The organism is Glutamicibacter nicotianae (assembly GCF_016907615.1).
GTDB classification, from domain to species: Bacteria; Actinomycetota; Actinomycetes; order Actinomycetales; family Micrococcaceae; genus Glutamicibacter; species Glutamicibacter nicotianae.
Map to the genome: position 1 here is coordinate 1,320,864 of NZ_JAFBCH010000001.1, position 23,997 is coordinate 1,344,860.

Consider the following 23,997-nt stretch of genomic DNA (forward strand, 5'->3'; position numbering starts at 1 on the left):
ACCTGGCTTGATTGCCCTGAATGGATTCTTCATCGCCGGCGCGGTGGTCTGTGCGCTGGCGTTTCTGGTGGCAGCGACTGCAACAGCAATCCGCAAGCACCCTGATGACTGGGCGCTGATCGGCGCGGTGGCCACCGAGCTGTTCCTGATTGCCTACGGCATTGCGGCGGTGATCCGCCAGGCTGGCGGCAACGCGGTGCAGGGGGACCCGGTGGAATTCTGGGGCTACTTCATCACGGCGCTGATCATGCCGCCGATCGCCTTCTTCTGGGCCATCAGCGAGAAGAGCCGCTGGTCCAACGCCGTGCTGGCCGCGTCAGCCGCGGTCACTTTCGTTATGGTGTTCCGCATGGAACAGATCTGGCAGTAGGAGTACCCCATGGGTGAAAAGCAGCGCAACTCGCGCATCATGCAGGCCGCCGAGGCGCGCAGCGCCAACAAGGCCCCCAAGCCGAGCCGGTCCACCGGCCTGGGCCGCGTGATCATTGCCGTCTACGGCATCCTCGCTCTGGCGGCGACGGTCCGCGGGGTCTACCAGATCATGAGCAAATTCGACGAGGCTCCGATCGCCTACAGCCTGTCGCTGGTTTCCGGCCTGATCTACATCCTGGCCACGTTCTCGCTGTCCTCGGCCAAGCGTGGCGCCTGGCTGGTCTCGCTGTATGCGGTAGCCATTGAATTGGTGGGCGTGATCGTCGTGGGAATCCTGTCGCTGACCCACCCCGAAGAATTCGCGCATCCATCGGTGTGGAGCGGTTTTGGCGAAGGGTACGGATACATTCCGCTGGTTCTGCCGATCATCGGCTTGTGGTGGCTGTACCGTAATCGTAATGAGCGTCACGTCTAAAGACGTGCAAGAATTACTTCGGTGGGTTTTCCATCCGCCGCAGCAGAATTTCTGAAGGAGCAAAGTGCACTATTGGAAGGGCTTGGATGCCGTCCCCGCGGATATGGCGCCCACTGTCGTGACCATTGGCAACTTTGACGGTGTCCACCTGGGCCACTGCGAAGTGCTGGATGCAGCTGTCACACAGGCCAAAGCGCGCTCTGCACAATCGGTGGCAATCACTTTCGACCCGCACCCGGCGCTGGTGCACCGTCCCGAGAGTGCTCCTGAATTGATCATGGGCATTGCCGACCGCATCGACACCCTGGCCAGCGTTGGCCTGGACGCCACGCTGATGATCCACTACACCCTGGAATTTGCGGATCAAAGCGCTGAAGAGTTCGTCCGTTCCATCATCGTGGAGAAGCTGAACGCCGTAGCCGTCGTTGTCGGGCACGATGTGCGGTTCGGCCGCGGCAATTCCGGAGACTTCGGCTACATGCAGGAGCTGGGAGCCAAATACGGTTTCGAGGTCATCGGCGTTGAAGATGTGGGGGACAAGCGGCGCTTGTCTTCGACGTGGGTGCGCGAGGAACTGGCGGCTGGCAACGTTGAGGCCGCCGCCGCGATCCTCGGCCGGCCGCATCGCATGCGCGGCGAAGTAGTGCATGGCCACGCCCGCGGCCGCGAGCTGGGATTCCCCACCGCAAATCTGGATCCCGAAGCCACCGGCATCATCCCTGCCGATGGCGTGTATGCCGGCTGGGTCATCGACGAGGCCGAGGTGCGTTGGCCGGCGGCAATTTCCGTTGGCTCGAACCCGACCTTCGATGGTGTCTCCCGCGTGGTCGAGGCGCATGTGATCGACCGTCCCGAAGAAGGGGTGGAAGATTTCGACCTGTATGGCCAGCAGATTGTCGTCGAGTTCATTTCCCATCTGCGTCCGATGGTCGCCTACCGCGGCATCGAAGCCTTGATTGAGCAGATGACCGAGGATGTCGACCAGGCCCGTGCGGTACTGGCTGCCGAACGCCACTAGGAATCATGGCTGAAATACCTTCGTTGCCGCAACGCGCCTTCGTTGTGGGAGCCCAACGCCGCGAAGAATTGGCGTCGGCCTTCCAGTCGGATGCCGAAAGCTATGACAAGATCCGTCCTTCCTATCCCCAGGAAGCAGTGGATTTCACGCTGCATCACCTTCCGGCGACTGCGGTGGATATCGGTTGCGGTTCGGGGATCTTCACCGAGCAACTGGTTTCTGCAGGCTTGGAAGTCACCGCGGTAGACCCTTCCTCGGACATGCTCTCGGTCCTGTCCAAGCGCCTGCCTCACATCGAGGTGGCCTGCGCTGCTGGTGAAGCTACCGGTTTGGCCGCTGACAGTTTTGATCTGGTGACCTATGCGCAGGCATGGCATTGGGTTGACCACCCGCGAGCCAGTGCCGAAGCGGCACGGTTGCTCCATGACGACGGTTGGCTGGCACTGTTGTGGAACCAGCTGGATGTCACCGTTCACTGGGTGCACCGCTTGGCACGGATCATGCATGCAGGGGATGTACACCGGCCCGAGCTGGAGCCGCCGCTGGGACCGCAGTTCAACAAGCCCGAGCATGGCATCTGGCATTGGTTCATGGAGCTGGATTTCCACGAGATTATCGAGCTGACAAAATCACGCAGCTACTACCGCAAGTCCTCGGACACCACGCGGGCAAAGGTCGAAGCGAACCTGGCATGGTACTGGCATGAGCATTTGGGGCATGAGCCAGATAAGAAGGTGCAGGTGCCGTATCTCACCCATGCTTGGAGGTCCCGCCGGCGTCCCCGTCGGTGATATGATTGACGGTGGTTCTCGCTGCAGTCCGCGGTTGCGAGTTTCCCCTGTGAATGCCTCGGCGTTCGCACTGACTTATGAACGCGGTCCAACTCTAGGAGTTTGTTATGGCATTGGATGCCACTATCAAGAACGAAATCATCAAGGCTTACGCTACCCACGAGGGTGACACCGGTTCGCCTGAGGTTCAGATTGCCGTCATGTCCCGCCGTATTTCGGACCTGACCGAGCACCTGAAGATGCACAAGCATGACCACCACACCCGCCGTGGCCTGATGGCTCTGGTTGGTCGCCGTCGTCGTATGCTCGGCTACCTGAAGAACACCGACATCGAGCGTTACCGTTCGCTGATCGAGCGTCTGGGCCTGCGCAAGTAGTCCTCTGCTTCAGAGCAAGAAAAATCCCCGTCTCCGCTTCAGGAGACGGGGATTTTTCTTAACCTCCAGGCCGTGGGACCGCGTCATCGGCTCCTGAGTCGTCGGCACGAATTTCGAATAATGATCTCCAAAACAGCATTCGCATAGATCTCTGCACCCCAGATACGGCATTGCCGGCAGGAAAAAGACGGAGTTGGCTTCCGAAAGGGCCCCGAAGCTACTCGAAAGGTTAACACCGCAATTTATTACCTAGCTGTCGGTGCTGCATTTGTTATCGGAGGAGCCCTCGTTCTCGTAGCCGGTAGGGCTATCTCCAAGACCATCAAGAAGAACAGCAAGAAGAGCAAGCCGAAGAAGCGCGACTGCTACCTGGCAACGTGCAAGGGCAATATGATCTTCATCAGCGCCAAGTGCCTGACCAAAATCAAGAATGTCACCCGCGGCAAGAAGGGGTGCAGGTGGCGCTACCACCCGGACAAGCGGAACACTAGCGTTCATCTCTTCTACGGAATCTCGACCTAAGAAATAACCTGCACGAAGCACTGGTGTCGCCAGCTACTGTTGGCGGCACTAATCGTGTTTCAATTATGAAACTATGACTGACTACCAAGAACTCCTGCAAGCCGCTCGTGCGCACTACGGGGTTTGTGCTGCTCCACGCGTGTCGGAAGCTGCAGCACTTCTCACCTCGTTGGGTGGCAAGACCTTCGACTACTCCAGGTTCGCCGGCAACCTCATCGATGAATACGTAGACTCGGCACGTGTAGTTGCAGCCTACGATATTTCCGACCCAGAGCTCCTTGCTTCCCGGTCATTGCCGGTTGAACGCGAAATGATGGAATGGCCTCCCGAAGAAGATGAAGACAGCTACGACGTTGTGTTCACTAAGGATGAAGAATTGTGGAACGTCATTCAGGACGAGCTCGGTGGGATGAGGCGAGCAATTGTCTTGCTTGAGCATGCTGAAGGGGATGCAGGCGCTGTAGGCAACTTCCGTGTAGCTGGATTCGCACAGTGGCTAAGGGAGACGCTCTGGGCTGCTACTGGTGTCGTTCCGCGAGATCCAGGCTGGCCGGATGAGAGCGCCACTCTGTATGAGAAGGCTTTTGCGATGCATGGACGGCCAGGTTGCGAACCAGACCCAATCGATTGACGAGCATTATCGGGCTCATACGGGACACCTGCCAAGCTGCTCGCATCACCAGTCTTGCCTTCGGTAAGGGCACAGCTAGTGCCGCATTTATTTTCCTTGCGCAGCTGCTTTCGCTGGTGTCCGCCGGGAGCCGTCATATACACCTGACCAGTAACAGGTTGGGCGTTTTCGTGCTGCTGCGCAACAGACCGGTGCCGGCTCTGCTCCGATTGTGCTTGTTCCTCGTAGCATTATGCGTTCCAGCTTTGCTGGCTCTAGCCGTTCGTTTCCTGCAGGTTGGAAGTGCCTGGGTTCAAATTGCCGGATTCGGCATCAGCGCTTTGCTGATGATCTGGTTGGCTGCCGGCATGGCAACCATGGCGCGTCAAGGAGAAGTAGCTCTGGACATCCGTGGTCTACCTGTAGGGGAGGTCTACATTCTTTCTTCTCTTGCTCAAATGCCAGGTTCAACCTCCGGAGTGTTAGCCGATCTTCGCTCAGCCATTTCGGTCTTGCCGTCTAAGTCCGTGGTGGCAGCCATAGCTGCGGATGAAACCATGGCGATGCGATACGAAAAACTGGGGTTCACACGAGGAAGCGGACTGCAGGTCTTCGTTCAGCGGTAGCCCGCTTCCATACCTCCCGGTTCAGCCTTCCAGGTGGCTGGGCTCAAATCTGCTTGTACCTTAATGCGCCCGGTCAGTATTGCTTCAGCAACGGGATGCGTCATATCAAGGCCAGTGGAAGTTAAAAACTCTTGGATCCGCGAAATTACGCGGATCCAAGAGTTCTTTATGAATCTTCAGGCTGCATTACCTTTTTGCTTATTCGGCTTCGTCTTGAGCGGCTGCTTCGGCTTCAGCGGCCTTCTCTTGGTGGATCACTTCGGCCAAGAGCTTTTCCATTTCCTTGGCGACACCGGCCGCGGAGGCCGGGTTCTGTCCGGTGACCAGGCGTTCGGAGACTTGGACATTCTCTTCGAAGTTATCGGCGGCAATATGCGTGGCGCCTTGCTCGGTGAGTTTGTCGGCCAAGAAGAACGGAATGATCTTGTCCTTGCCTACGGCGACCTCTTCATCGTTGGTGAATGCCGCAACGGTTTTGCCACTCAAGAGCTTCAAACCATGATGCAGTTCGACATCAAGCAGACCGGCCGGGCCGTGGCAGACCGCACCGACAACGCCGCCCTTGTTGTAGATGGCGCCGACCAGCTTTTGCAGTCCTTCATTGTCCGGGAAGTCCCACATGGTGCCGTGGCCTCCAACGAGATACACCGCGTCATACTGTTCGGGATCGACGACTCCCACCCGGGCGGTGTTGTACAGGCCGGCTCGGGTCGTTTCGTCTTGGGTGAATTGCACCTGGATCGGGTCATCCTGATCCACGGTGTCGCGTGGCGGCTGGCCACCCTTGATTGATGCGAAGTCGACGAAGTGACCGGAATCCCGGAACACCTTCCAAGGATGGGCGGCTTCTGCGACGTTGTATCCGGTGGGCTCCTTGTCCTCACCGATTTCGGAAACGCTGGTCAGGACCATGAGGATTTTCTTCAAGGTGTGCTCCTTTCGCATTCGTCCTTCCACCCTTGTACAACCTGCAGGCTGTCGCAAGAGGGGACACGCAAGTTGCCAGCAAGTTGTGTGGAACAATCCACCAAGATCCGAGACAACGGAACATGCCCTGGCCTGCTGACCCATGCGACGTTGGCGTGCAATGACAACCAATCCTGCGCGCAAAGCCAACACCCCAGGTGCGGACTTTGCCAGAATGAATGCACCCGACGGGCGGTCGCCCGCCTCGCCTCCAGAGGTTGCACAAGCCATCCGGGATGGGACCCCGTCGAAAGGTATGCATTCGTGAACACAGCCCCTGACCTGATTATTTTCAATGGCACCATTCATACGCTGGATCCGCGAGACAGCATCGCCACAGCGATGGCGGTCAGTGAAGGAAAAATCGTCGCGCTCGGCGATGATGTCCTGGGGCTGCGCGGGGAAGAAACGGAGATGATCGATCGGGGCTGGGCCGCGATCATGCCCGGGCTGATGGATGTGCATAACCATCACATGCTTGCCGGGCACATGGACCTGTTCGAGCTAAACGTGCCACCGACGCTCACCCTCGATGAGTTCCTGGAAGCCGTAGCGGCATGGTCGGACAAGCTGGCCGCGGACCAGTGGGTTATCGGCGGCAGCTGGGGCTCGAGCCTGTTCAGCGAGCTCAACACACCCCAGGCGCTGGAGCGGCTGGATGAGGCCACCGGTGTGCCTGCTCGAAGCCGCCGGAGTCATTGTCGAGCAGGCACGCGAGAGCTTGAGCCCGACACCTACCTCGCAAGTGGCCGAAGCCGCTGCACGGGGCATGGAAATACTGCATTCCTACGGCATCACCGGATTCCAGGATGCCGCCGCCTCCTTGCAGCTCATGCAGGCGTTGAAAGAACTGGACGAGTCGGGGAACCTGCACGCGTGGGTGGTCACCTGCATGCAGGCCAACGATTTCATTTTCGGAACCCATCCGCTGGGCGAGGGGATCATTGCCCAGCGCGAGCAAACCAGGTCCGCCCACCACCGCTCTGATTTCATCAAGATCTTCCTCGATGGCGTCCCGCCGGCCGGTACCGGAGCGTTCATCGAACCGTATCTGGAAGGCGTGGGTTTCCCGGAGTGCCATTGCGGCAGCACGACCATGCTTCCAGAAGCACTCGAGGGCTGGCTGATGAGCACCGAACTGTGGGGCATTTCAGCAAAGATCCACTGCACCGGCGACGCCTCGGTGCGGCTGGTCCTGGACGCAGTCCAAAAGGTGCGCGAGGCAGGTCTGATCGAGCCAAAGTACCATATCGCCCATGGCCAGTTCATTCACCCGGATGACCTGCCGCGCTTTGCAAAATTGGCAGTCAACGCGGACATCTCGCCTTCGTTGTGGTTCCCCGGGGGTGATCGCCGAAGCGATGAAACTGGTCCTTCCTGCCGAACGGGCATCCAAGATGCACCCGAACAAGACCTTGCTTGCCAGCGGGGCGCTGGTTGCCGGAGGCTCGGACTGGCCGGTGAGCGTTTCCCCGAACGCTTGGGAGGGAATCTACGGGTTGATCACCCGCAAGGATCATACTGGAGCGTTCTCCGGAATCCTCTGGGAAGAGGAAGCGGTGACCTTGGCTGATGCCTTGCGCATCTACACGATCAATTGCGCCAAGGCCATGGGGATGGAGGAGCTGACCGGATCGCTGGAAATCGGAAAGTCTGCCGACTTCGTCATGCTCTCGGCGGACCCGTTCGAAGCGGAGCTCGACCAGCTGCCGTTGATCACTGCGCAGCAAACCTGGTTCGGCGGGCAGAAAGTCTATGACCGTCTTGATTCCTTGAACATGCCGGTGCGCTAGACGCAGGCCCAGTACGCTGTAAGCCGCTTAGATGCCAAGAGCCCCAGCCGGTGTCCCTGGTCCGTTCCAGATCAGGGACACTGGCTGGGGCTCAAGCCCGTTGCACCGATTGCCCGAAGCGTGGACGGCCAGTTTGCGGCAGATGAGTTGGCACCCGCACGCCGCCATTCCTGAATCTCCAGCAGTATTGGCGGAATATCTCTCCGCGCTCGTGCCCGAAGCTGCGCAGCTCTCGCTGAAAATTTTGCACTGCGGAAGATATGTTTCGTTTTGCCGTGAAATGAGGGATAAGCTGGGCTCTAGTTGGAACATCCCATTGAGATGAAAGAGAGTCGTCATGAGCAAGACTGTTCTTCAGCGCCATCTGTTCGGACCAGGTCCCTGCAACCCGTACCCAGAAGCCACGGCCGCATTGGGCCTGCCGCTGCTGGGACATTTGGATCCGGAGTTCATCGCGCGCATGGACCGCGTTGCCGATGGCTTGCGCACTCTTTGGGGAACCAAGAACTCCCGCACCCTGCCGCTGAGCGCGACGGGATCAGCCGGCATGGAAGCCGCGTTCGTGAACACCATCAATCCGGGCGACGTTGCGGTCATCGCCATCAACGGCCTGTTCGGCGAGCGCATGTGCGAAGTTGCCTCGCGCGTTGGCGCGGAAGTGGTCCGCGTTGAGCATGAATACGGAACTCCAATCGACGCCGAACGCGTTGCCGCAGCGCACCCGAACCCCACCGTCATTGCCGGCGTGCATGCCGAAACCAGTACCGGCGTTGTTTCCAATATTGCCGCGCTCGGAGCAATCAAGGGCGACGCCCTTCTGATCACCGATGCAGTGACCTCCATTGGCGGCATGCCAGTGCTGGCAGATGAATGGGGCGTCGACGTCGGCTATGCAGGCACGCAGAAATGCCTCGGTGTGGCTCCCGGCCTGGCGCCATTCACGATTTCGGACCGCGCTTTCGAACGCCGGGTCCAGAAGCCGCAGTCCTGGTACCTGGATCTGGGCTTGCTCGGCGGCTACGCCACCGGTCCCACCGGAGGGCAGCGCACCTACCACCACACCGCGCCGGTCGCGATGGTTGCTTCGCTGGAGGCTGGCATCGACCGGATCATGGCCGAGGGCCTGGAAGCAGTAACTGCTCGCCACCAGGAAGCTGGCGGGTTGCTGCAAGCTGGCTTGCAGGAAATGGGCTTGGAGCTCTTTGCCCAGGAGGGTTTCCGCCTGCCGCAGCTGACCACCGTCTACGTTCCTGAAGGCGTTGACTCTGCGAAGGTCCGTGGCTACCTGCTTGACCGCTTCAATATTGAAATCGGCGGCGGCGTGGGCAAGTACGCGAGCACCGTGTGGCGCATCGGCATGATGGGCCCCAACGCGAATCCGGGGTCGGTGGCGTTGCTGCTGTCCGCGCTGAAGGAAGCGATCGCCAAGGCCTAGACCGTCAAAGGGACCGGGCCGCAGAACACCAAACGGGTTGGAAGGCCACGGGAGGAGGGACTAGCCAGGAAATCCTGGCTAGGTCCTCCTTTTGCCTTTGCCCTTGTTTCAGCTCAGCTGATTCCGTGCATGCGCAAAGCGCAGCTGGACTGCATCATCGCTGGTCGAGAGCGTTGCGTATCCGCCGATCGGTATGGTGAACATCGGCGAGGTATGCCCGAAGTCGAGGTTGGCCACTACCGGAAGATCCTGCAGAATCGGGTGCTTTGCGATTACTTGCTCCAGCAGGCTGCGGGTGATGCTTGATTCGAGCTGGAATCGGCCGATGGCAAGGCCGCGGATTTTCTCGGCTTCAGGAATCTGCAGCAGCGAGGCAAGGCTGCGCGCGAATTCGTGGATGTCCGCGGCGCCGTCGTCTTCGACGAATAGTACAGCCCCGTCCAATGACGGCATGAACTCGGTTCCCTGCAGTAGCCTCAGCGTGCCCAGGTTCCCGCCGATCACCATGCCCGTGGCAGCGCCTTCGTTCAGGATCCATGGTCCGCTGGTTGCGTTGACGCTGCGATTGTCCTGGTCCATGAACCACAGGTCGTCGGTGAATTCAGTGGCGTGCTCGATGCTCCAAGCATGCTCGTGGGTTGCCGCCCGGAACCACTGGCCGGTCGGCTCGAAGTGATCGCGCATGCCGAAGCTGGACCAGTGCGCGCCGATGTAGGTCACTAACCCGGTCTTGGCGTGCACGGCGTTGGCCAGCGCGGTGAAATCCGAGTAGCCGCAGAAGACCTTGGGGTTGGCGGCAATGAGCTCCCAGTCGAGGTAGGGGAGCAGCTCGTTGGAATTGAAGCCGCCAATGACAGAGATGATCCCTGCGACAGATGCATCAGCAAACGCGGCATGCAGATCGGCCACGCGCGATGGGATGGATGAGCTGTCGAAATCGTCATTCTCATCCACGTGCTCGCCGAATTCCAGCTTGAGCCCCATGGCATCGAAGCGTTCATTGATCCATTGCGTATTGTCGAATTCCATCACGAAGGTGCGGGAACACGAGGGGGCGATGACCCTGACGGCGTCTCCGGCTTGCAATCGGGCAGGGATGACGGTCGGCTTCAGTGGGCTTGGCATTCCACCAGTCTAGGCCCTGGCGTAGCTTGGGAGAATAGCTGCAGTGACTGTTCGGGAATTGTCGGAGAAATTTTTGCAACAAATGATGATATTCCGCTTCAGCTACTGTGCGATTCCTGAGAAATTCGATAGCGTGGGTGTGACAGCACGATTTCTCTAAAGAAAGCAGGAAATACGGTGAAGTCCCTCTTCGACTTGGATTTCAGGCAGTTCATCACGCCATCGATCATCAAGATCGTCTACATCTTGATCATGGTTCTGTTGGCTATCGGCTACCTCGGACTGGTGATTACAGGGTTCATGTCCGATGCAATGCTCGGCTTCTTGATGCTCTTGATCGTCGGTCCCTTGGTGTCCCTGGTCTACTTGGTTCTGGTCCGTGCAAGCCTCGAATCCTTGCTGGCGCAGATCCGCACCGCGGAGAACACCACTGAACTGGTTCGCCTGGCCGGGGGCATCCCGCCGGCAGACGGCGGCTACCGCCCGCACCCGGGAAACCCGCCGGTTCCGCAGCAGCCGCAGGATCCAACAGCCAATGGAGGCAACAACACTCCGCCAGCCAACCCCTACCAGAAGTAGGGGCAACGGCCGATGGCCCGCACCACTGGTGCGGGCCATCGGCCGTTTCGCGCGAAGGACTGGCAGGATTACCAGTCGCTGGATGCCTTCAGCGAAAGCACCGGGCAGGAGGCTTGGAGCAGGATCCGTTGCGCATTGCTCCCCATGAGGAACTTGCCCATGGCCGTGCGCTTGCGCAGACCGATCACGATCAGTTCAGCACGTTGCGCCTCGGCGATGTGCAGGATCTGGTCTGCCGCATCGGCTCCCTGGGAATGGCGTTCAATCCAGAAATCGATGCCTGCCTCAGCAAGCCGGGCTTCCAGCTCGTGATACTGCTTCGCATCAATGAGCCTGTCGTCTACCAGCTGGTCGCCTTTGGAGGAGTTCACCACGATCAATCGGGCCTCGCTGCGCCTAGCCTCGATAATTGCCCGTTCCAGGGCGGCTTCGCCTTCAGGCGAGGGGATGTACCCCACTACGATTGTCATGATTCATTCCTTCCAGCACCGTGGCTGTGTTCATTGCGGTGGGCAGGCTCTGCCAGCTCGGTCTGGTCGCCGCCAGCTGCGTTCTCGCCCAGCAGGGCTACGGCAACGTCCGATCCGGTTCCGCGCTTGCGCCGGATGATGGAGATCAGCACCGGCAGCAGGAGCAGGAAGGCGATGAGCACGTAGATGCCCACGGCCAGCGGCTCGCTCCACAGCCCCGAGACCTTGCCGGCACTGAGCTGGAAGGTCTTGCGCAGCTGTTCCTCGGCCATGGGGCCGATGATGACACCCAGAATCAGCGGAAGCACCGGGAGGCCGAAGCGGCGCAAGGCGAAGCCCAGCAAGCCGATGATCAGCAGCAGCCAGAGGTCGGCGACCTGCATGTTCACCGAGAAGGCACCGAGCGTAGCGAAGAACAAGATGCCCGCATACAGGTAGGGGCGCGGGATCTTCAGCAACTTAGCCCATAGCGGTGCCAAAGGCAGGTTGATCAGCAGCAGCAGCGTGTTGCCGATGAACAAGCTGGCAATCAGCGCCCATACCAAATCGGGTTCATTCTCGAAGAGCAGCGGACCGGGCTGGATGCCCTTCATGGTCAAGAACGCCAGCATCACCGCAGCGGTGGCATTGGTGGGCAGGCCCAGGGCAAGCATTGGAGTCAGCGTGCCAGCGGCCGAGGCATTGTTGGCAGCTTCCGGGCCGGCAACGCCCTCGATGGCGCCGTGGCCGAACTCCTCCGGATGCTTGGAGAGCTTCTTCTCCGTGACATAGGAGAGGAAGGTCGGAACTTCGGCACCGCCGGCAGGCAGCGCGCCGAAGGGGAACCCGTAGGCGGTGCCGCGAAGCCAGGGCTTCCACGAACGCTTCCAGTCTTCCTTGCCCATCCACGGGGCACCCACCGGAATGGTGCGTGCAGGGCTGGTGCGCAGGTGCGCGGCAATCCACAGCGCCTCGCCAATGGCGAAGATCGCCACGGCGACCACCACAATGTCCATGCCGTCGACCAGTGGCGCGAAGCCGAAGGTCAGGCGGCTCTGCCCGGAGACCGGGTCCATGCCGACCAGGCCGATGGCCAGGCCCAGGCCCAAGGCGGCGAAACCGCGGATCTTGGAAGAACCCAGCACGGCGGTCACGGTGACCAAAGCGAGGACCATGATTGCGAAGTAGCTCGGCGCGCCCAGGGTCACGGCGAACTTCACGACGATCGGGGCAACGGTCACCAGCAGCGCGGTGCCGATGGTGCCAGCAACGAACGAGCCGATGGCCGCGGTGGCCAGAGCTTGCGCCGCCCGGCCCGCCTTGGCCATCTTGTGGCCTTCGATGGCGGTGATGACTGTCGCGGATTCGCCAGGGGTATTGAGCAGGATCGAGGTGGTCGACCCGCCATACATCCCGCCGTAGTAGATGCCCGCGAACATGATCAGCGCACTGGAGGTTTCCATGCCGAAGGTCAAGGGTAGCAGCAAGGCCACGGCCATGGCCGGGCCGATGCCCGGCAGCACGCCAACAGCGGTGCCTAGGAGGACTCCGGCGAAGGCGAAGAGCAGATTGATCGGGGTCAGCGCCGAGGCGAAGCCGCCCATCAAGAGGTCAAGAGTTTCCACTTACAGCACCCCCGAGAGGATTCCGGCCGGAAGCTTGATGCCCAGGCCAAGGTAGAAGCCGTAGAAGGAACCGAGAGCCAGTGCGAGGGAAATGACCAAGGTCAAAACCCAGCGTCGGGCGCCCAGGCAGGTCGCCGCACCGAAGAACATGATGGTTCCGGAGATGACCCAGCCGGCCCAGTTCACGATCAGCAGGTTCAGCACGAAGACGCCGATCAGCGGCAGCAGGACCTTCCAATCCGAGGGCTGGCTCAGATCCACGTCTTCGCCTTCCTCGCCCTCGGCGAGGTTTCCGCGCATCACGGTGATGGCCAAGGCGATGGCTGAAAGAACAAGAATGCCCGAGACGACGTAGGGCAGGGCCTTGGGGCCGACCACGTCTGCCTGGGAGTACGTCACATGCAGCTGAGACGCATCAACAAACACGATGATTCCGACGAGAAGAAGAAACGCGGCGAACAGGAGTTCGACGCGTTTCTTCTTTGCGGTGCTTAATTCGCTCACGCCAGACCCAGGGTTTTCAGGACGTTGGCAACGCGCTCGTCCTGCTCGGTGAGGAAGGCGGAGAACTCATCGCCGGTCATGAAGGCGTCGCTCCAGCCGTTGGTCTTCAAGGCTTCCTGCCATTCGGCCGAATCATGCATTTCGGTGATCAGGTTGACCCATTTGGCCTTGTCCTCCTCGGAGATCTCCGGTGGAGCCACCAGGCCGCGCCAGTTGGAGAACACCAGGTCGATACCCGATTCCTTTAGGGTTGGTGCGTCCACGCCTTCGAGGCGCTCCTCGCCGCTGGTGGCCAGCACGCGCACGGAGCCCTCTTCGATCTGCTGCATGTACTCGCCGGCACCGGAGGCCGCGAAGGCCAGCTTGTTGCCCAGGATGGCAGGCAGCAAATCGCCGCCGCCGTCGTAGGACACGAAGTTCACGTCCTTGGGATCAATGCCCACGGCTTCGGCCAGCTGCATCGGCAGCAGGTGGTCAGGTCCGCCAGGGGAGGAGCCGCCGCCGACCGAGAGCTTGCTCGGATCCTCCTTCCAGGCCTTCACCAATTCGTCGATGGTCTTGTATGGCGAATCCTTGGACACCATGATCGCTCCGGGCTCTTCGATGAGCTTGGCAATCGGCGTGGTATCGGTCAGCTTGGCGTCGGTTTCGTTGGTGTAGCTGGCACCGACCACGCCCAGGCCCATGAGCATGGCCAAATCGCCATTGCCCTTTTCATTGACAATGCGGGCCAGGCCGACGGTGCCGCCGGCACCTGCAAGGTTGAAGACTTCTGGGTTGCTGGCCAGCGAAGCGTCATCCATCACCTTGGCGGCAACGCGAGCGGTGGTATCGTAGCCGCCGCCTGGCGTGTTAGGCACCATGATGCGAAGGTTCGCGATTGGGCCCTTGGACTCTGCAGCGTCGGTGCTGGAGGTCTCGGAGGTCACGCCGCAGCCGGTGGCGGTCAGTGCAAGCGCGGCAGCGGCGGCCAGCGCCGTCAGCGCACGGAAGGACTTGAATGGTTTCATGTTGACTCAGCCTCTTTGCTTTCATCGGGGTTGCGAGTGATTCCAACATATGCGCGATGGTGAATCAGGTCACTCTTGCGTACTCAAAGAAAATACTGTTCATTGTGTAACCAGAAATTGTGATCTGAACCATTCAAATCTTCGGTAAGGTAGCACAGTGCCAGCTGCAAGCCGCCCAGCGGGGGCTTGCCGGGGGCGCAATGGAATTCTGGATTTTTGGGGGCGAGGCAATGAAGACCGTGCGTTTATTTCTCGCTCAGCTGTACCCGCGCCGCAGGATGACCCTGGCCGGACAGTATCTGGTCCTGCAATTGCTGATTATCGCGGTGGTGCTCGCCGGAGTCATCACGGTCGCGCTGACCCAGGCCACCAATAACTTCGAGAAGATCGAGGGGCGCCGCAGCCTCTCGGCAGCCGAATCGCTGGCCGCCAACCCGCTGCTGCGCGTTCTGCTTCCGCAAGCGGAGCCGGAAATGGGCTCGGCGTTGCCTGCCATGGGTGAATCGGTACGCAGCACCTCGGGATTGCAATTCGTGATCATCGCCGATCCCCAGGGCACTGTCATCACCTCCAGCTACCCCGATGAAGTGGGAACCTCGATCCTGCACCCCGAATCCGCTGTCGCCGAAGGCCGCGGATGGACCGGGGAAATCTGGCGCAATGGCAACCATGTGCTGATTGCCCAGGTACCGGTGCTGGATGACGACGGGAAGATGGTCGGCATTGTCAGCGCCGGCCAAAGCTATCCCAGCACCACCGAGATGATCCAGGATATCGCTCCCAGCGCCTTGGCCACCCTGCTCATTTCCCTGGTGCTGGGAACCACCGGCTCGGTACTGCTCTCGCGCAGGGTCAAGCACCAGACCCGCGGGATGGAACCGGGGGAAATCGCCGAGCTGTTCGAGCACCGAGAGGCCCTGCTGCACGGAGTCAAGGAAGGCATCATCTCGGTGTCTCCGGACAGCCGGGTGATGCTGGCCAATGACATCGCCGTCGAGCTGCTGCAACTGCCCGATGACTGCGTCGGCAAGACCCTGGACGAATTGGAGGTGGCACCGCAGGTGCGGCACGCGCTGAACACCAGCCAGGAGCAGCCCGACCGCCAATTCCTTGTCGGCGAGCGGGTCCTGGTGTTCAACCGCATGCCGGTCAAGACCGCCAGACGGGACCTGGGCTCCGTCACCACCTTCCGCGACAAGACCGAACTGACCCTGCTAGAGCAGGAACTGGGCGACAGCAAGGCCACGGCCGACATGCTCAGGGCGCAGACCCACGAATTCGCCAACCAGCTGCACGCGATTTCCGGGTTGATCCAGCTCGAGGAATACGACGAGGTCGTGGGCTTCATCGATGGCGTGAGCTTCAGCAGGAGCAAGATCTTCGAGGACGTCTCCGCCTGCATCGCAGAACCCACGATTGCCGCGCTGCTGATTGCCAAGTCCAGCGTCGCCACCGAACGCGGGATGCACCTGGCGATGGTGCCGAACTCGGCCTTGGGCCGGTGCGAGGACCAGCTGGCGCGGGATCTGACCACGGTGATCGGCAATCTCGTCGACAATGCGATGGACGCGGCCATCTCGGCATCCGCCCCGGAAATCAAGGTCGGTATCGAAGACACCAATGACATGGTGCGGATCGTCGTGAGTGACAATGGTGAAGGGATCGCCGAGGATGCCATCGATGAGATCTTCACTCAGGGCTTCTCCACCAAGGACAGCGCTGTCTCCGGCGGCAGGGGCTTTGGACTTGCCATCAGCCGCCTTGTTTGCCGACGCCGCGGCGGGGAGCTCGCAGCTGCCAATGCCAGCGGCGCCCGGTTTACCGCTACGCTCAGGAAGTAGGACGCAAGAAGTGATCAAAGTACTGGTGATCGACGATGACTTCATGGTTGCCAAGGTGCACGCAGGTTTCGTCAACAGCGAGCCGGAGTTCACCGTGGTTGGCGTCGCGCACTCGGCCGGGGACGCGCTCAAGGCCGCCGCCGCGCTATCTCCGGATCTGATCTTGCTCGACATCCACTTGCCCGACATGAATGGACTGGACCTCTTGCAGCGGCTGCGCGAAGTCCAGCCGGACCTGGATGTGCTGGTGATCAGTGCGGCGCGGGAAATGGATACCGTGCGTCGGGCGCTTCGAGGCGGCATAGTCCACTATCTGATGAAGCCCTTCTCGCGCGAGGACCTGCGCGAGCGCCTGGAGCACTACGCCAAGACCTACCAGCCGCTGGGGCAGGCCACCGACCAGGAACTGCAGCAAGCCGACGTCAACAGGCTCTTCGGCCTCGCCGGACAGCAGCGTCGCCCGCTGCCCAAAGGCTGCAGCGCCGAAACCATGGAGCTGGTCCAGAACATCGTCAAGGAAGCCGCCGAACCCATCTCGGCCACCGAAACGGCTGAAAAGCTCGGGACCTCCCGGGTCAGCGCCCGCCGGTACCTGGAGTACCTTGCCGAGGAGAACTTGGCGCAGGTGAATCTGCGCTACGGGGGAGTTGGCAGGCCCGAACGCCGCTACTCCTGGCGGGCATAGTTCTCCAGAGACTGGCCTAGACGAATGCCGCCGAATTGCGTTTGCGATGCTCGCTGGCCGCGTAGGTGCCGAGGATCTTGATTTCCCAGGTGAAGAATTCCAATTCTTCCAAAGCTAATCGCACGGGCAGGTCTTCGGGGTGGCCTTCGATGTCCACCATGAAGGTGGTGGCGGCGAAGGACGAACCGACCATGTAGCTTTCCAACCGGGTGATATTCACGCCGTTCGTCGCGAATCCGCCTAATGCCTTGTACAGGGCGCTGGGCACGTTGCGTGCCTGGAACACCAGGGTGGTGATCACCGCGTCGGGAAGCTGGGACCGGTGCGGCAATTGCTGCTCGCGGGCGAGCACCACGAAGCGGGTCGTATTCGTCTGGTCATCCTCGACCCCGGAGGCCAGCACGTCCAAGCCGTAGAGCTCGGCGGCCATGGGCGGAGCGAGCGAGAGCTTGGAAGGATCATTCCAGTCGCGCACTTCGCGCGCCGAACCTGCGGTATCACCGGCGATGACCGGGGTCAGCCCGTGCTCGCGGATGATCTTGCGGCACTGGCCCAGTGCATGGATGTGGCTGTGCACCTCGGTGGCCTCGGCGATGCTGCTGCCAGGCAGCCCGAGCAGATCGAAGCGGATGCGCAGGTAGTGCTCGCCGATAATGTGCAGATCCGATTCGGGGAGCAGGACATGAATGTCGGCAACGCGGCCGGCGATGGAGTTCTCGATCGGAATCATTGCCAGCTCGGCCTCGCCGTTTTCCACCATGGCGAAGGCATCCTCGAAGCTGGCGCACGGAATGGCTTCCATCTCAGGGAAACGCTGCATGCAGGCCATATTCGAGTTGGAACCGGCTTCGCCCTGGTAGGAAATCTTCTTGCGCATTGAACCAACATATCCCAGCCCCATGCCGGGGCCGGAATCGGAGAAAGCAGATGACGTCGAGGCGGCTGCCGGGCGCCTTGCAGGCCAATTAGTTCCGGTAGTGCGCGGCGAGCTTCTGCAGTCCCTCGTCGATGGTGACTTCGGGCTTCCAATCGAGGATTTCCTGCGTTGCCCGCTGGTCGAACCAGTGCGCGGTAGACAGCTGCTCGGCTAGGAAGCGGGTCATCGGAGGTTCATCGTGCACCAGGTTGCGCGAACCGGCGGCAAGCCACAGCTTCTCGATGACCGATCCGGCGCCACGGGCCAGCCAGCCTGGAACGTTCAGCTTGGGCGCCGGGGCGCCGCCTGCTTGGCAGATGCCGGCGATCAGCTCGCCCACTGGCCGCGGTTCGCCGTTGGTAACTACCAGGGCCCGCCCATGGGCGTGATCCATGCGTTCCAGTCCGCGGACAATTGCTTCAGCGGCATTGTCGATATAGGTGGTGTCGATCAGTGCCGCACCCTGATCCAGTAACGGCAGCCGTCCGGCTTTGGCTCGCTGGATGACACGTTCCACCAGCTGGGTGTCGCCTGGACCCCACACCACGTGCGGACGGATCGCGGTCACGCGAAACGCTGGCGAATCCGCGCCCAGCGCCTGCAACTCAGCGGCGGCCTTGGATCGCGCATAGGATCCATGTGCCTTATCCGGATCAGCTTGGCCCGCACCGGCGCCAGCCAGTGAAGCGCCAAAGTGGGCTACGGAAGGCGAAGAGACGAAGACAAAATCCTTGACCCCTGCATCCTTGGACGCTTCGAGCAGGTTGCTGGTACCCGTGATATTTGTGGCGACGAAGTCTTCCCACGCACCGGTGAAGGAGACCTTGGCCGCCAGGTGGATGACCGCGTCCATGGACTCAACGGCGGCGGCTACAGCTTGCTGATCGGTCAGCGAGCCGCGGACTTCATCGGTGGCTGAGGCGGAAGCTCCACGCTGGAAGGTGCGCACATAGTGGCCCTTGTCGCGCAACAGCTGGGCCACAGCGCCGCCGAGCATGCCGCTGGCGCCGGTGACCAGAACACGACGGGCAGTGCCAGTATTTTCCGATGAATTCATGGCTTGCGGATCCTTCCACCAGCGAGGGTCGCGGTAGCCCAGTCGGCGAGCGCGGCCCGGTCAATCTTGGAATTATGGCGGATATCCGTTGGCAGGTTGGGCACCACCAGGACGGCGGCCACCTCGGTGCCGGTGGCAGCGACCGCGGAGCGCACCTGGCGCGCCAGTTCGCTGCTGGCCGGGCCCGGCTTGCGGGCCGGGGGCACGGTCTCCATGACGACGACCGCCGCTTGGGTTCCGTCGGGTCCCACGCCAACCAGCGCGGCACGGCCGGCCCCGGCAACCGACTCGGCAGCGTGCTCGGCCGCCACCGGGGTGATGGCACCCTTGGCGGTGCGCAGCACATGGCCCAGGCGGCCCTCGACCCAGAGCCGGCCCTGGTCATCCAGGTGCCCGACATCGCCGGTGCGATGCCAGCCGGGGATCGAGCTGCTGTGCTTTTCGGTGATCCACAAGCGGTCGTAGCGGTCCTTGACGTGCGGCGCGCGCACCAGGATCTCGCCAGTGGCATTCGGGGTGTACTCCGGCTGATCGCCGGCCACGCCCAACGTATCAATCGGCGCGATGGCAACCGTGGCTCCGGCAACGGCGGTGCCCACGCACACGCCATTGCCCTGGCCGGCGGTGCGGATGCCGGGAAGGTCGATATCGGTGACCGGCAAGGCCTCGGTCATGCCGTAGGGGGTGTGGACCTTTGCCTGCGGAACCAGTTCCTGCACCTTGGCCAGCAACGGCTCGGGGATCGGCGCCCCGGCAGAAAGCATCAGCGAGACCCCGGCCAAGGTTTCGCGCTGGGACTGGTCCAACGCATCCTTGGTCTCCAGCACGTTGGCTAGCGCTGCGGGGGAGGCGAAGACCGTGGTCGCGTGCACGGCGGCCGCCGCGTCGGCCAATGCCTGTGCGGTCAAGGTCCGCGGGGCGGTCACGTCCATGTCGGGGGTGACCGAGGTGGCGCCCAGCGCAGGCCCGAGCAGTGCGAACGGAGCGAAGCCTGCCACCAGTGCGGAACCGGCCTTCAGGTTGTAGGTTTCGCGCAGGGTATCGCGCATGGCTGCCAGCTGGCGATGGGTGTACACCACGCCCTTGGCCGGGCCGGTGGAACCGGAGGTGAACAGCACTGCCGCGTCGGCATCCGGGTCGGCCGGCTCGAATGCCGAGGACCCGGTGGCTGCCTTGCCGCCGGCTGCATAGAGCTCGGGCAAGGTGTGGGCGACGCCCAGCAGCTTGCGCTTGGCAGCTGGCAGGTTGTCTGCAGAAATCCTAGTGCCTGGCCAGCCGAAGAGCCGTGCGCCGGTTAGGGCACGCTCGATGCCGATCAGGAAGCTGGGGCCGGAACCCTTGATGGCGCGTCCCATGCCCTTGGTGCCCAGGCCTGCATCAGCCACCACGATGACCGCGCCCAAGCGCAGGCAGGCGTAGATCAGCGAGGTCAGCTCGATGCCCGGGGGCACCAGCAGGTTCACCCGGTCTCCGGCCTTCACCCCGATCTGCCGCAAGCCGGTGGCCAGGGCGTTCACCCGCTGCCCCAGCTCGGCCCAGGACAGCGAGCGCGCAGGGTTGATGTCCACGACAGCGGTCGAATGGTCATCGGTGCGCGAATCGAGTTCGGCAAGCATCGGACGGTAATCGCCCAGGGATTCGGCGCGCGAGGTGTTCCTGGATTCCTTCTCGCCGGCAAGCCACTGGAAGATCGGGGTGGCGATGTCGTTGTCCTCGCCCACCAGATGGCCGGAGCCCTCAAAGCGGTGCACCTGGGCGTGCGGCAGGCGGGAGAGCAGATCGCGCAGGTAGCGGTCGGAGAAGACCGGGTCCTTCGGACCCCAGAGCATCAGGGCCGGGACCTTCAGCGAGCGCACGGCCTGCGAGATCTCGTCCAAGGCAGGACGGCTCGGGTGCTCGGGGGAGAAGGGGATGTCGGCGACAAAGTTGGCAACGCCATCGCGCTTCGCGGCGCTGGTGTACGGGGCCATGAAGGCCTTGCGGACCTCAGGAGCCAAGGCCGGCTGCGCCAGCGAGTGGGTGACCTGCAAGAAAGACGGGGAGGTCTTGGTGCCCCAGGAATGCACCGCAGGGTGGGAGGCGAGTTTCAGCGCGGCGGGAAGCTCGAAGCCTGCCGGATGGATCGCGGTGTTCGTCAGCACCACGTTTTCCAGCTGTTGCTGGTGGGAGACAGCCCAGCCCAGGGAGATGATGCCGCCCCAGTCGTGGCCGACCGTGGTGACCTTGCCGGTGAGCCCCAGTGCGCGGGTCAGGTCGCCCAGGTCATTGACCCGGTCGGCCAAGCGGCGGAACGTGCCGGTCCGGTCGGAGAAGCCCATGTCCAGCTGGTCGACTGCCACCACGCGCCACGGCAACGACTGCTCGCTGACGTGGTTCAGCAGGCTGCGCCAGAGGTAGGACCAGGTGGGGTTGCCGTGCACGCACAGCAGGGTGCCGACCGGCTCGATGCCACGTTGCTGGAGTTCTTCATGGTTGTCCAGGATGTGCCACCGGTGCTCGGTGCCCGGGCTGTCCACCTGTGAAGTGGACGGCACGTCCAGATACTTTGAATAAATTGCATTTACACCGGGGAAAAGCTCGGTCACCAGGCAATCTCCATCATCGCGGTGTTCAGGCCGGAACCGACGCCCATGCAGAGCACCCGGTCGCCCTTCTTCAGCGAATCAGCTTCCTGGGACAGGGTCATCGGCAGGGAAGCCGGACCGACGTTGCCCCACTTGGAGAACGTGATCGGCACACGGTCCTTGACCAGCCCAACGGCCTTGATGATGGCGTTGGTATAGGATTTGGACACCTGGTGGGTGACATAGCGGTCCATGGACTTCCAGTTCCAACCCGACTGATGGGCTTCGTTCCATGCGTTCACCACCAGTTCCAGGCCGTTGTCCAGCAGTCCCTTGGTGTCCGTGTACATGCCCGAGGGGCCTCCGACGCACAGTTCGTGGTGCTCGGTGCCGGCACGCGATACGCCGCCGAGAATGCGGTGCGCGTCCGGGTGAGCATCAGCCGGGCCGATGACCGCAGCCGCGGCACCAGAGCCCAGGGTCAGGGTGGCAAATTCACGCATGTAGTCATCGCGCGTGGAAGTCTCGGCGTTCAAGCGCTGGAAAGTAGTTTCCTGGGTCGGTTTGGAGTCCTCGCCGGCAACAATCAGGGCGTACTTGATCTGGCCCGAGTCGATCATGTTCGCCGCCAGGCTCATGCCATTGACGAAACCGAGGCAGGCGTTGGCCACGTCGAAGTTCATTGCTGAGGAAGGCAGCCCCAGTCCGTTATGGACTTTGGACGCGACGGACGGTTCAAGGTTGCGTCGGGTCACCGAAGTATTAATAAGGAGACCGATTTGGCTCGCGTCAACACCAGCTTGGTTGAGGGCTTTTTTGCCGGCGAGGATGGCGGCATCATCGAATTCGACACCATCGGACCACCAGCGGCGTTCTTTGACCCCAGAAACGCGCTCCAGGAGCTTTTTGGAAAGGCGCAGTCGTTTCAAACTTGGAGCCAGCCGCTCATCGAATTCTGCTGAGCTCACCACCTCTGGTGCGAGGACGCTGTTCACTGATAAAAGCGCAACGTTATGGTGTTTAAAGGTGGCATTGCCGTTCAAAGTGTTGCCTTCGTTTCTGCTGGACTATCTGTGCGGTGCATACTGCGATGAAACGTCTTTACCGGCAGACACCTATGGTGCTGACGGTATTTTTGCTCTTCCTACATTATTCCTTGACCCGCTGTGAGTAGAACTTGAACAGCCAATTTCAGCCGAGGGCAAGAAACGGAAATAACGCAGACTAAATCGATCCTACAGAGATGACCTTTGAGATTCATGGAAAGATCCTTATTTGTTATCCGAATATCATGCTGAATTTGCGGACGCAAGAGCCATGTAGGGCCATCACCGAGAAGGTGGTGCACTGATTGCTGAAATGTATGGATCATTGACCGCAAGCATTATTGGGTAGTTTTCGGATGACTTGACCATCGGAGGTGGGTGTGCCGCGGTTTCCTCATGACCAGTTGCCACGCTCTTACCATAGTCGTCTTGTGTTGTTGGAGGAGAGGGGAAACCCTCCGCGATTCTGTCGGGGAACCGAAAATGTGGTGGTACCTCACACCTCTTTAACAAACCGCGATGCGTCGGTTAATTCGCGGATTAACATGTCACGTGAGAATGTGAAAAAATAAGATATGGACAAAAAGCTCGGCAAGTCTGCCCGGGTTGGCATTCGAGATGTTGCCGCCGCTGTAGGGGTATCTCCCACCACGGTTTCGCATGCATTAAGCGGAGCACGCGCTATTAATCCGGCAACCCGAGCACGGGTCTTAGAGGTGGCGCAAGAGCTGGGGTACTCACCGGATTTGCGTGCACGAGGACTGAGGAGCTCTCGAACTTTCACCGTTGGCCTGCTCAGTGACGCCATTGCGGTCACGCCTTATGCAGGACTAATTATCAGCGGAGCGCAGGATGCGGCTGCTGAACATCAGAGCGTGGTTCTTGCCCTTGACTCCACCGGGGACCCTCAACGAGAGTTACTTGGCATTCGTACCTTGCTTGACCATCGGGTCGACGGTTTGGTTTACGCGCGAATGTCGCATCAATCGGTCAACGTACCGACAGAGCTTGATGAGATTCCGGTGGTGTTGGCCAATGCTTCCAGCCCTGATTTGAAGTTTTCATCAGTAGTTCCTGATGAAAAACAGATTGGTCTTGACGCCACGGGTCATTTGCTCAGTTTCGGTCATGAGCGGGTTGGTTTTGCAACGGTTAACGAAGACGTCCCTTCCGCTCTTGGGCGCGAAGAAGGATATCGTTCGGCCATGCGAGCTGCCGGGATTGCCGTGAATGAAGCGTGGGTTTGTGCGGAAACTGGTGATGCTGCCGGTGGCCGTAAAGCCGGGCGATTCATCCTGGATCGGGAAGACCGGCCTACTGCCATCTTCTGTTTTAACGATGAGATTGCCATGGGCGTTTATCAGGCAGCCAATGATCTTGGACTGAGAATCCCAGAAGACCTGTCGGTGATTGGCGTTGATGATCTTCAACTGATCACCCAAGCATTGGTTCCAACACTTAGCACCATAGCCTTGCCCCATTATCAGATGGGGCATTGGGCGGTGTCACAGCTTTTTACTCAGGCAACGGCTCTGAATGGCGCTCGCATCGTCGAGAAGCTTCGATGCCATTTGGTTCAACGTGAATCGGTCAAAGCACCACGGTCATAAG

23 protein-coding genes and 1 pseudogene are annotated in these 23,997 nt (G+C 60.9%); 14 read left to right on the forward strand and 10 right to left on the reverse strand.

Annotation, left to right across the window (positions count from 1 at the left end):
* Positions 1–7 precede the first annotated feature (7 nt).
* The 7 genes from JOE62_RS06455 to JOE62_RS06485 all read left to right on the forward strand — a co-directional run bounded on the left by JOE62_RS06455 (position 8) and on the right by JOE62_RS06485 (position 4,791).
* Positions 8–370, forward strand: a complete 363-nt coding sequence (locus tag JOE62_RS06455) for a hypothetical protein (protein WP_128469836.1) — start codon at positions 8–10, stop codon at positions 368–370.
* A 9-nt stretch (positions 371–379) separates the two neighbouring features.
* Positions 380–847: a hypothetical protein gene (locus tag JOE62_RS06460; protein ID WP_204721246.1), complete on the forward strand. Its 468-nt coding sequence runs from the start codon at positions 380–382 to the stop codon at positions 845–847.
* A gap of 64 nt (positions 848–911) precedes the next feature.
* The gene (locus tag JOE62_RS06465; RefSeq protein ID WP_121866442.1) at positions 912–1,865 is read left to right on the forward strand and encodes a bifunctional riboflavin kinase/FAD synthetase; all 954 of its coding nucleotides are present in this window, start codon (positions 912–914) and stop codon (positions 1,863–1,865) included.
* 5 nt (positions 1,866–1,870) lie between these two features.
* Positions 1,871–2,656, forward strand: coding sequence for a class I SAM-dependent methyltransferase (locus JOE62_RS06470; RefSeq protein ID WP_204721248.1), 786 nt, complete (start codon positions 1,871–1,873; stop codon positions 2,654–2,656).
* Positions 2,657–2,763: 107 nt separating this feature from the next.
* Complete coding sequence (gene rpsO / locus JOE62_RS06475; protein WP_013348393.1) at positions 2,764–3,033, forward strand: 30S ribosomal protein S15; 270 nt, start codon at positions 2,764–2,766, stop codon at positions 3,031–3,033.
* 595 nt (positions 3,034–3,628) lie between these two features.
* Entirely contained in the window at positions 3,629–4,186 is a 558-nt protein-coding gene (locus tag JOE62_RS06480; RefSeq protein WP_204721250.1) for a hypothetical protein, read from the forward strand.
* Entirely contained in the window at positions 4,183–4,791 is a 609-nt protein-coding gene (locus JOE62_RS06485; RefSeq protein ID WP_204721252.1) for a hypothetical protein, read from the forward strand. The genes JOE62_RS06480 and JOE62_RS06485 overlap by 4 nt, the downstream gene beginning before the upstream one ends.
* A 198-nt stretch (positions 4,792–4,989) precedes the next feature.
* On the opposite strand, the gene JOE62_RS06490 is transcribed toward JOE62_RS06485, so the two are convergent.
* Complete coding sequence (locus JOE62_RS06490; protein ID WP_193058422.1) at positions 4,990–5,718, reverse strand: type 1 glutamine amidotransferase domain-containing protein; 729 nt, start codon at positions 5,716–5,718, stop codon at positions 4,990–4,992.
* 528 nt (positions 5,719–6,246) lie between these two features.
* Here JOE62_RS06490 and JOE62_RS16495 point away from each other — a divergent pair.
* The 3 genes and pseudogenes from JOE62_RS16495 to JOE62_RS06500 form a co-directional block, all read left to right on the forward strand.
* Positions 6,247–7,051 (forward strand): annotated as a pseudogene (locus JOE62_RS16495) (amidohydrolase family protein); the annotation flags it as partial.
* Positions 7,052–7,154: 103 nt separating this feature from the next.
* Entirely contained in the window at positions 7,155–7,550 is a 396-nt protein-coding gene (locus JOE62_RS16500; RefSeq protein WP_275587971.1) for an amidohydrolase family protein, read from the forward strand.
* A 337-nt stretch (positions 7,551–7,887) separates the two neighbouring features.
* Positions 7,888–8,985, forward strand: a complete 1,098-nt coding sequence (locus tag JOE62_RS06500) for a pyridoxal-phosphate-dependent aminotransferase family protein (protein WP_204721254.1) — start codon at positions 7,888–7,890, stop codon at positions 8,983–8,985.
* A 108-nt stretch (positions 8,986–9,093) separates the two neighbouring features.
* Here the strand turns inward: JOE62_RS06500 and JOE62_RS06505 are convergent, their stop codons facing one another.
* Positions 9,094–10,110 carry a S66 family peptidase gene (locus tag JOE62_RS06505; RefSeq protein ID WP_204721255.1) on the reverse strand — a complete coding sequence of 339 codons (1,017 nt, stop codon included), beginning with the start codon at positions 10,108–10,110 and terminating at the stop codon, positions 9,094–9,096.
* Positions 10,111–10,287: 177 nt separating this feature from the next.
* On the opposite strand from JOE62_RS06505, the gene JOE62_RS06510 reads away from it, so the two are divergent.
* On the forward strand, positions 10,288–10,689 hold the full coding sequence (locus JOE62_RS06510; RefSeq protein ID WP_204721257.1) for a DUF4282 domain-containing protein: 402 nt from the start codon (positions 10,288–10,290) through the stop codon (positions 10,687–10,689).
* A 68-nt stretch (positions 10,690–10,757) separates the two neighbouring features.
* Here JOE62_RS06510 and JOE62_RS06515 read toward each other — a convergent pair whose 3' ends face one another.
* The 4 genes from JOE62_RS06515 to JOE62_RS06530 are packed head-to-tail and all read right to left on the reverse strand — an operon-like array spanning position 10,758 to position 14,277.
* Positions 10,758–11,159 carry a universal stress protein gene (locus JOE62_RS06515; protein WP_204721259.1) on the reverse strand — a complete coding sequence of 134 codons (402 nt, stop codon included), beginning with the start codon at positions 11,157–11,159 and terminating at the stop codon, positions 10,758–10,760.
* Positions 11,156–12,742: a tripartite tricarboxylate transporter permease gene (locus JOE62_RS06520; RefSeq protein ID WP_204723233.1), complete on the reverse strand. Its 1,587-nt coding sequence runs from the start codon at positions 12,740–12,742 to the stop codon at positions 11,156–11,158. Before JOE62_RS06520 ends, JOE62_RS06515 begins: the two co-directional genes overlap by 4 nt.
* A gap of 21 nt (positions 12,743–12,763) precedes the next feature.
* Positions 12,764–13,267 carry a tripartite tricarboxylate transporter TctB family protein gene (locus JOE62_RS06525; RefSeq protein ID WP_204721261.1) on the reverse strand — a complete coding sequence of 168 codons (504 nt, stop codon included), beginning with the start codon at positions 13,265–13,267 and terminating at the stop codon, positions 12,764–12,766.
* Positions 13,264–14,277, reverse strand: a complete 1,014-nt coding sequence (locus JOE62_RS06530; protein ID WP_204721263.1) for a Bug family tripartite tricarboxylate transporter substrate binding protein — start codon at positions 14,275–14,277, stop codon at positions 13,264–13,266. Before JOE62_RS06530 ends, JOE62_RS06525 begins: the two co-directional genes overlap by 4 nt.
* Positions 14,278–14,507: 230 nt before the next feature.
* Here JOE62_RS06530 and JOE62_RS06535 point away from each other — a divergent pair, with 230 nt between their 5' ends.
* Both JOE62_RS06535 and JOE62_RS06540 read left to right on the forward strand, forming a co-directional pair.
* Positions 14,508–16,118 carry a sensor histidine kinase gene (locus JOE62_RS06535; protein WP_239543238.1) on the forward strand — a complete coding sequence of 537 codons (1,611 nt, stop codon included), beginning with the start codon at positions 14,508–14,510 and terminating at the stop codon, positions 16,116–16,118.
* Positions 16,119–16,128: 10 nt separating this feature from the next.
* A complete protein-coding gene (locus JOE62_RS06540; RefSeq protein WP_204721265.1) occupies positions 16,129–16,803 on the forward strand; it encodes a response regulator in 675 nt (224 codons plus the stop codon).
* 16 nt (positions 16,804–16,819) lie between these two features.
* Here JOE62_RS06540 and JOE62_RS06545 read toward each other — a convergent pair whose 3' ends face one another.
* The 4 genes from JOE62_RS06545 to JOE62_RS06560 all read right to left on the reverse strand — a co-directional run bounded on the left by JOE62_RS06545 (position 16,820) and on the right by JOE62_RS06560 (position 22,383).
* Positions 16,820–17,680, reverse strand: a complete 861-nt coding sequence (locus tag JOE62_RS06545; protein ID WP_204721267.1) for a prephenate dehydratase — start codon at positions 17,678–17,680, stop codon at positions 16,820–16,822.
* Positions 17,681–17,768: 88 nt separating this feature from the next.
* On the reverse strand, positions 17,769–18,776 hold the full coding sequence (locus tag JOE62_RS06550; protein ID WP_204721269.1) for an NAD-dependent epimerase/dehydratase family protein: 1,008 nt from the start codon (positions 18,774–18,776) through the stop codon (positions 17,769–17,771).
* Positions 18,773–21,361, reverse strand: coding sequence for an alpha/beta fold hydrolase (locus JOE62_RS06555; protein WP_420842174.1), 2,589 nt, complete (start codon positions 21,359–21,361; stop codon positions 18,773–18,775). Before JOE62_RS06555 ends, JOE62_RS06550 begins: the two co-directional genes overlap by 4 nt.
* Positions 21,358–22,383: a 3-oxoacyl-ACP synthase III gene (locus JOE62_RS06560; protein WP_204721271.1), complete on the reverse strand. Its 1,026-nt coding sequence runs from the start codon at positions 22,381–22,383 to the stop codon at positions 21,358–21,360. Before JOE62_RS06560 ends, JOE62_RS06555 begins: the two co-directional genes overlap by 4 nt.
* Positions 22,384–22,961: 578 nt before the next feature.
* On the opposite strand from JOE62_RS06560, the gene JOE62_RS06565 reads away from it, so the two are divergent.
* Positions 22,962–23,996, forward strand: a complete 1,035-nt coding sequence (locus tag JOE62_RS06565; protein WP_204721273.1) for a LacI family DNA-binding transcriptional regulator — start codon at positions 22,962–22,964, stop codon at positions 23,994–23,996.
* Position 23,997: the final 1 nt, after the last annotated feature.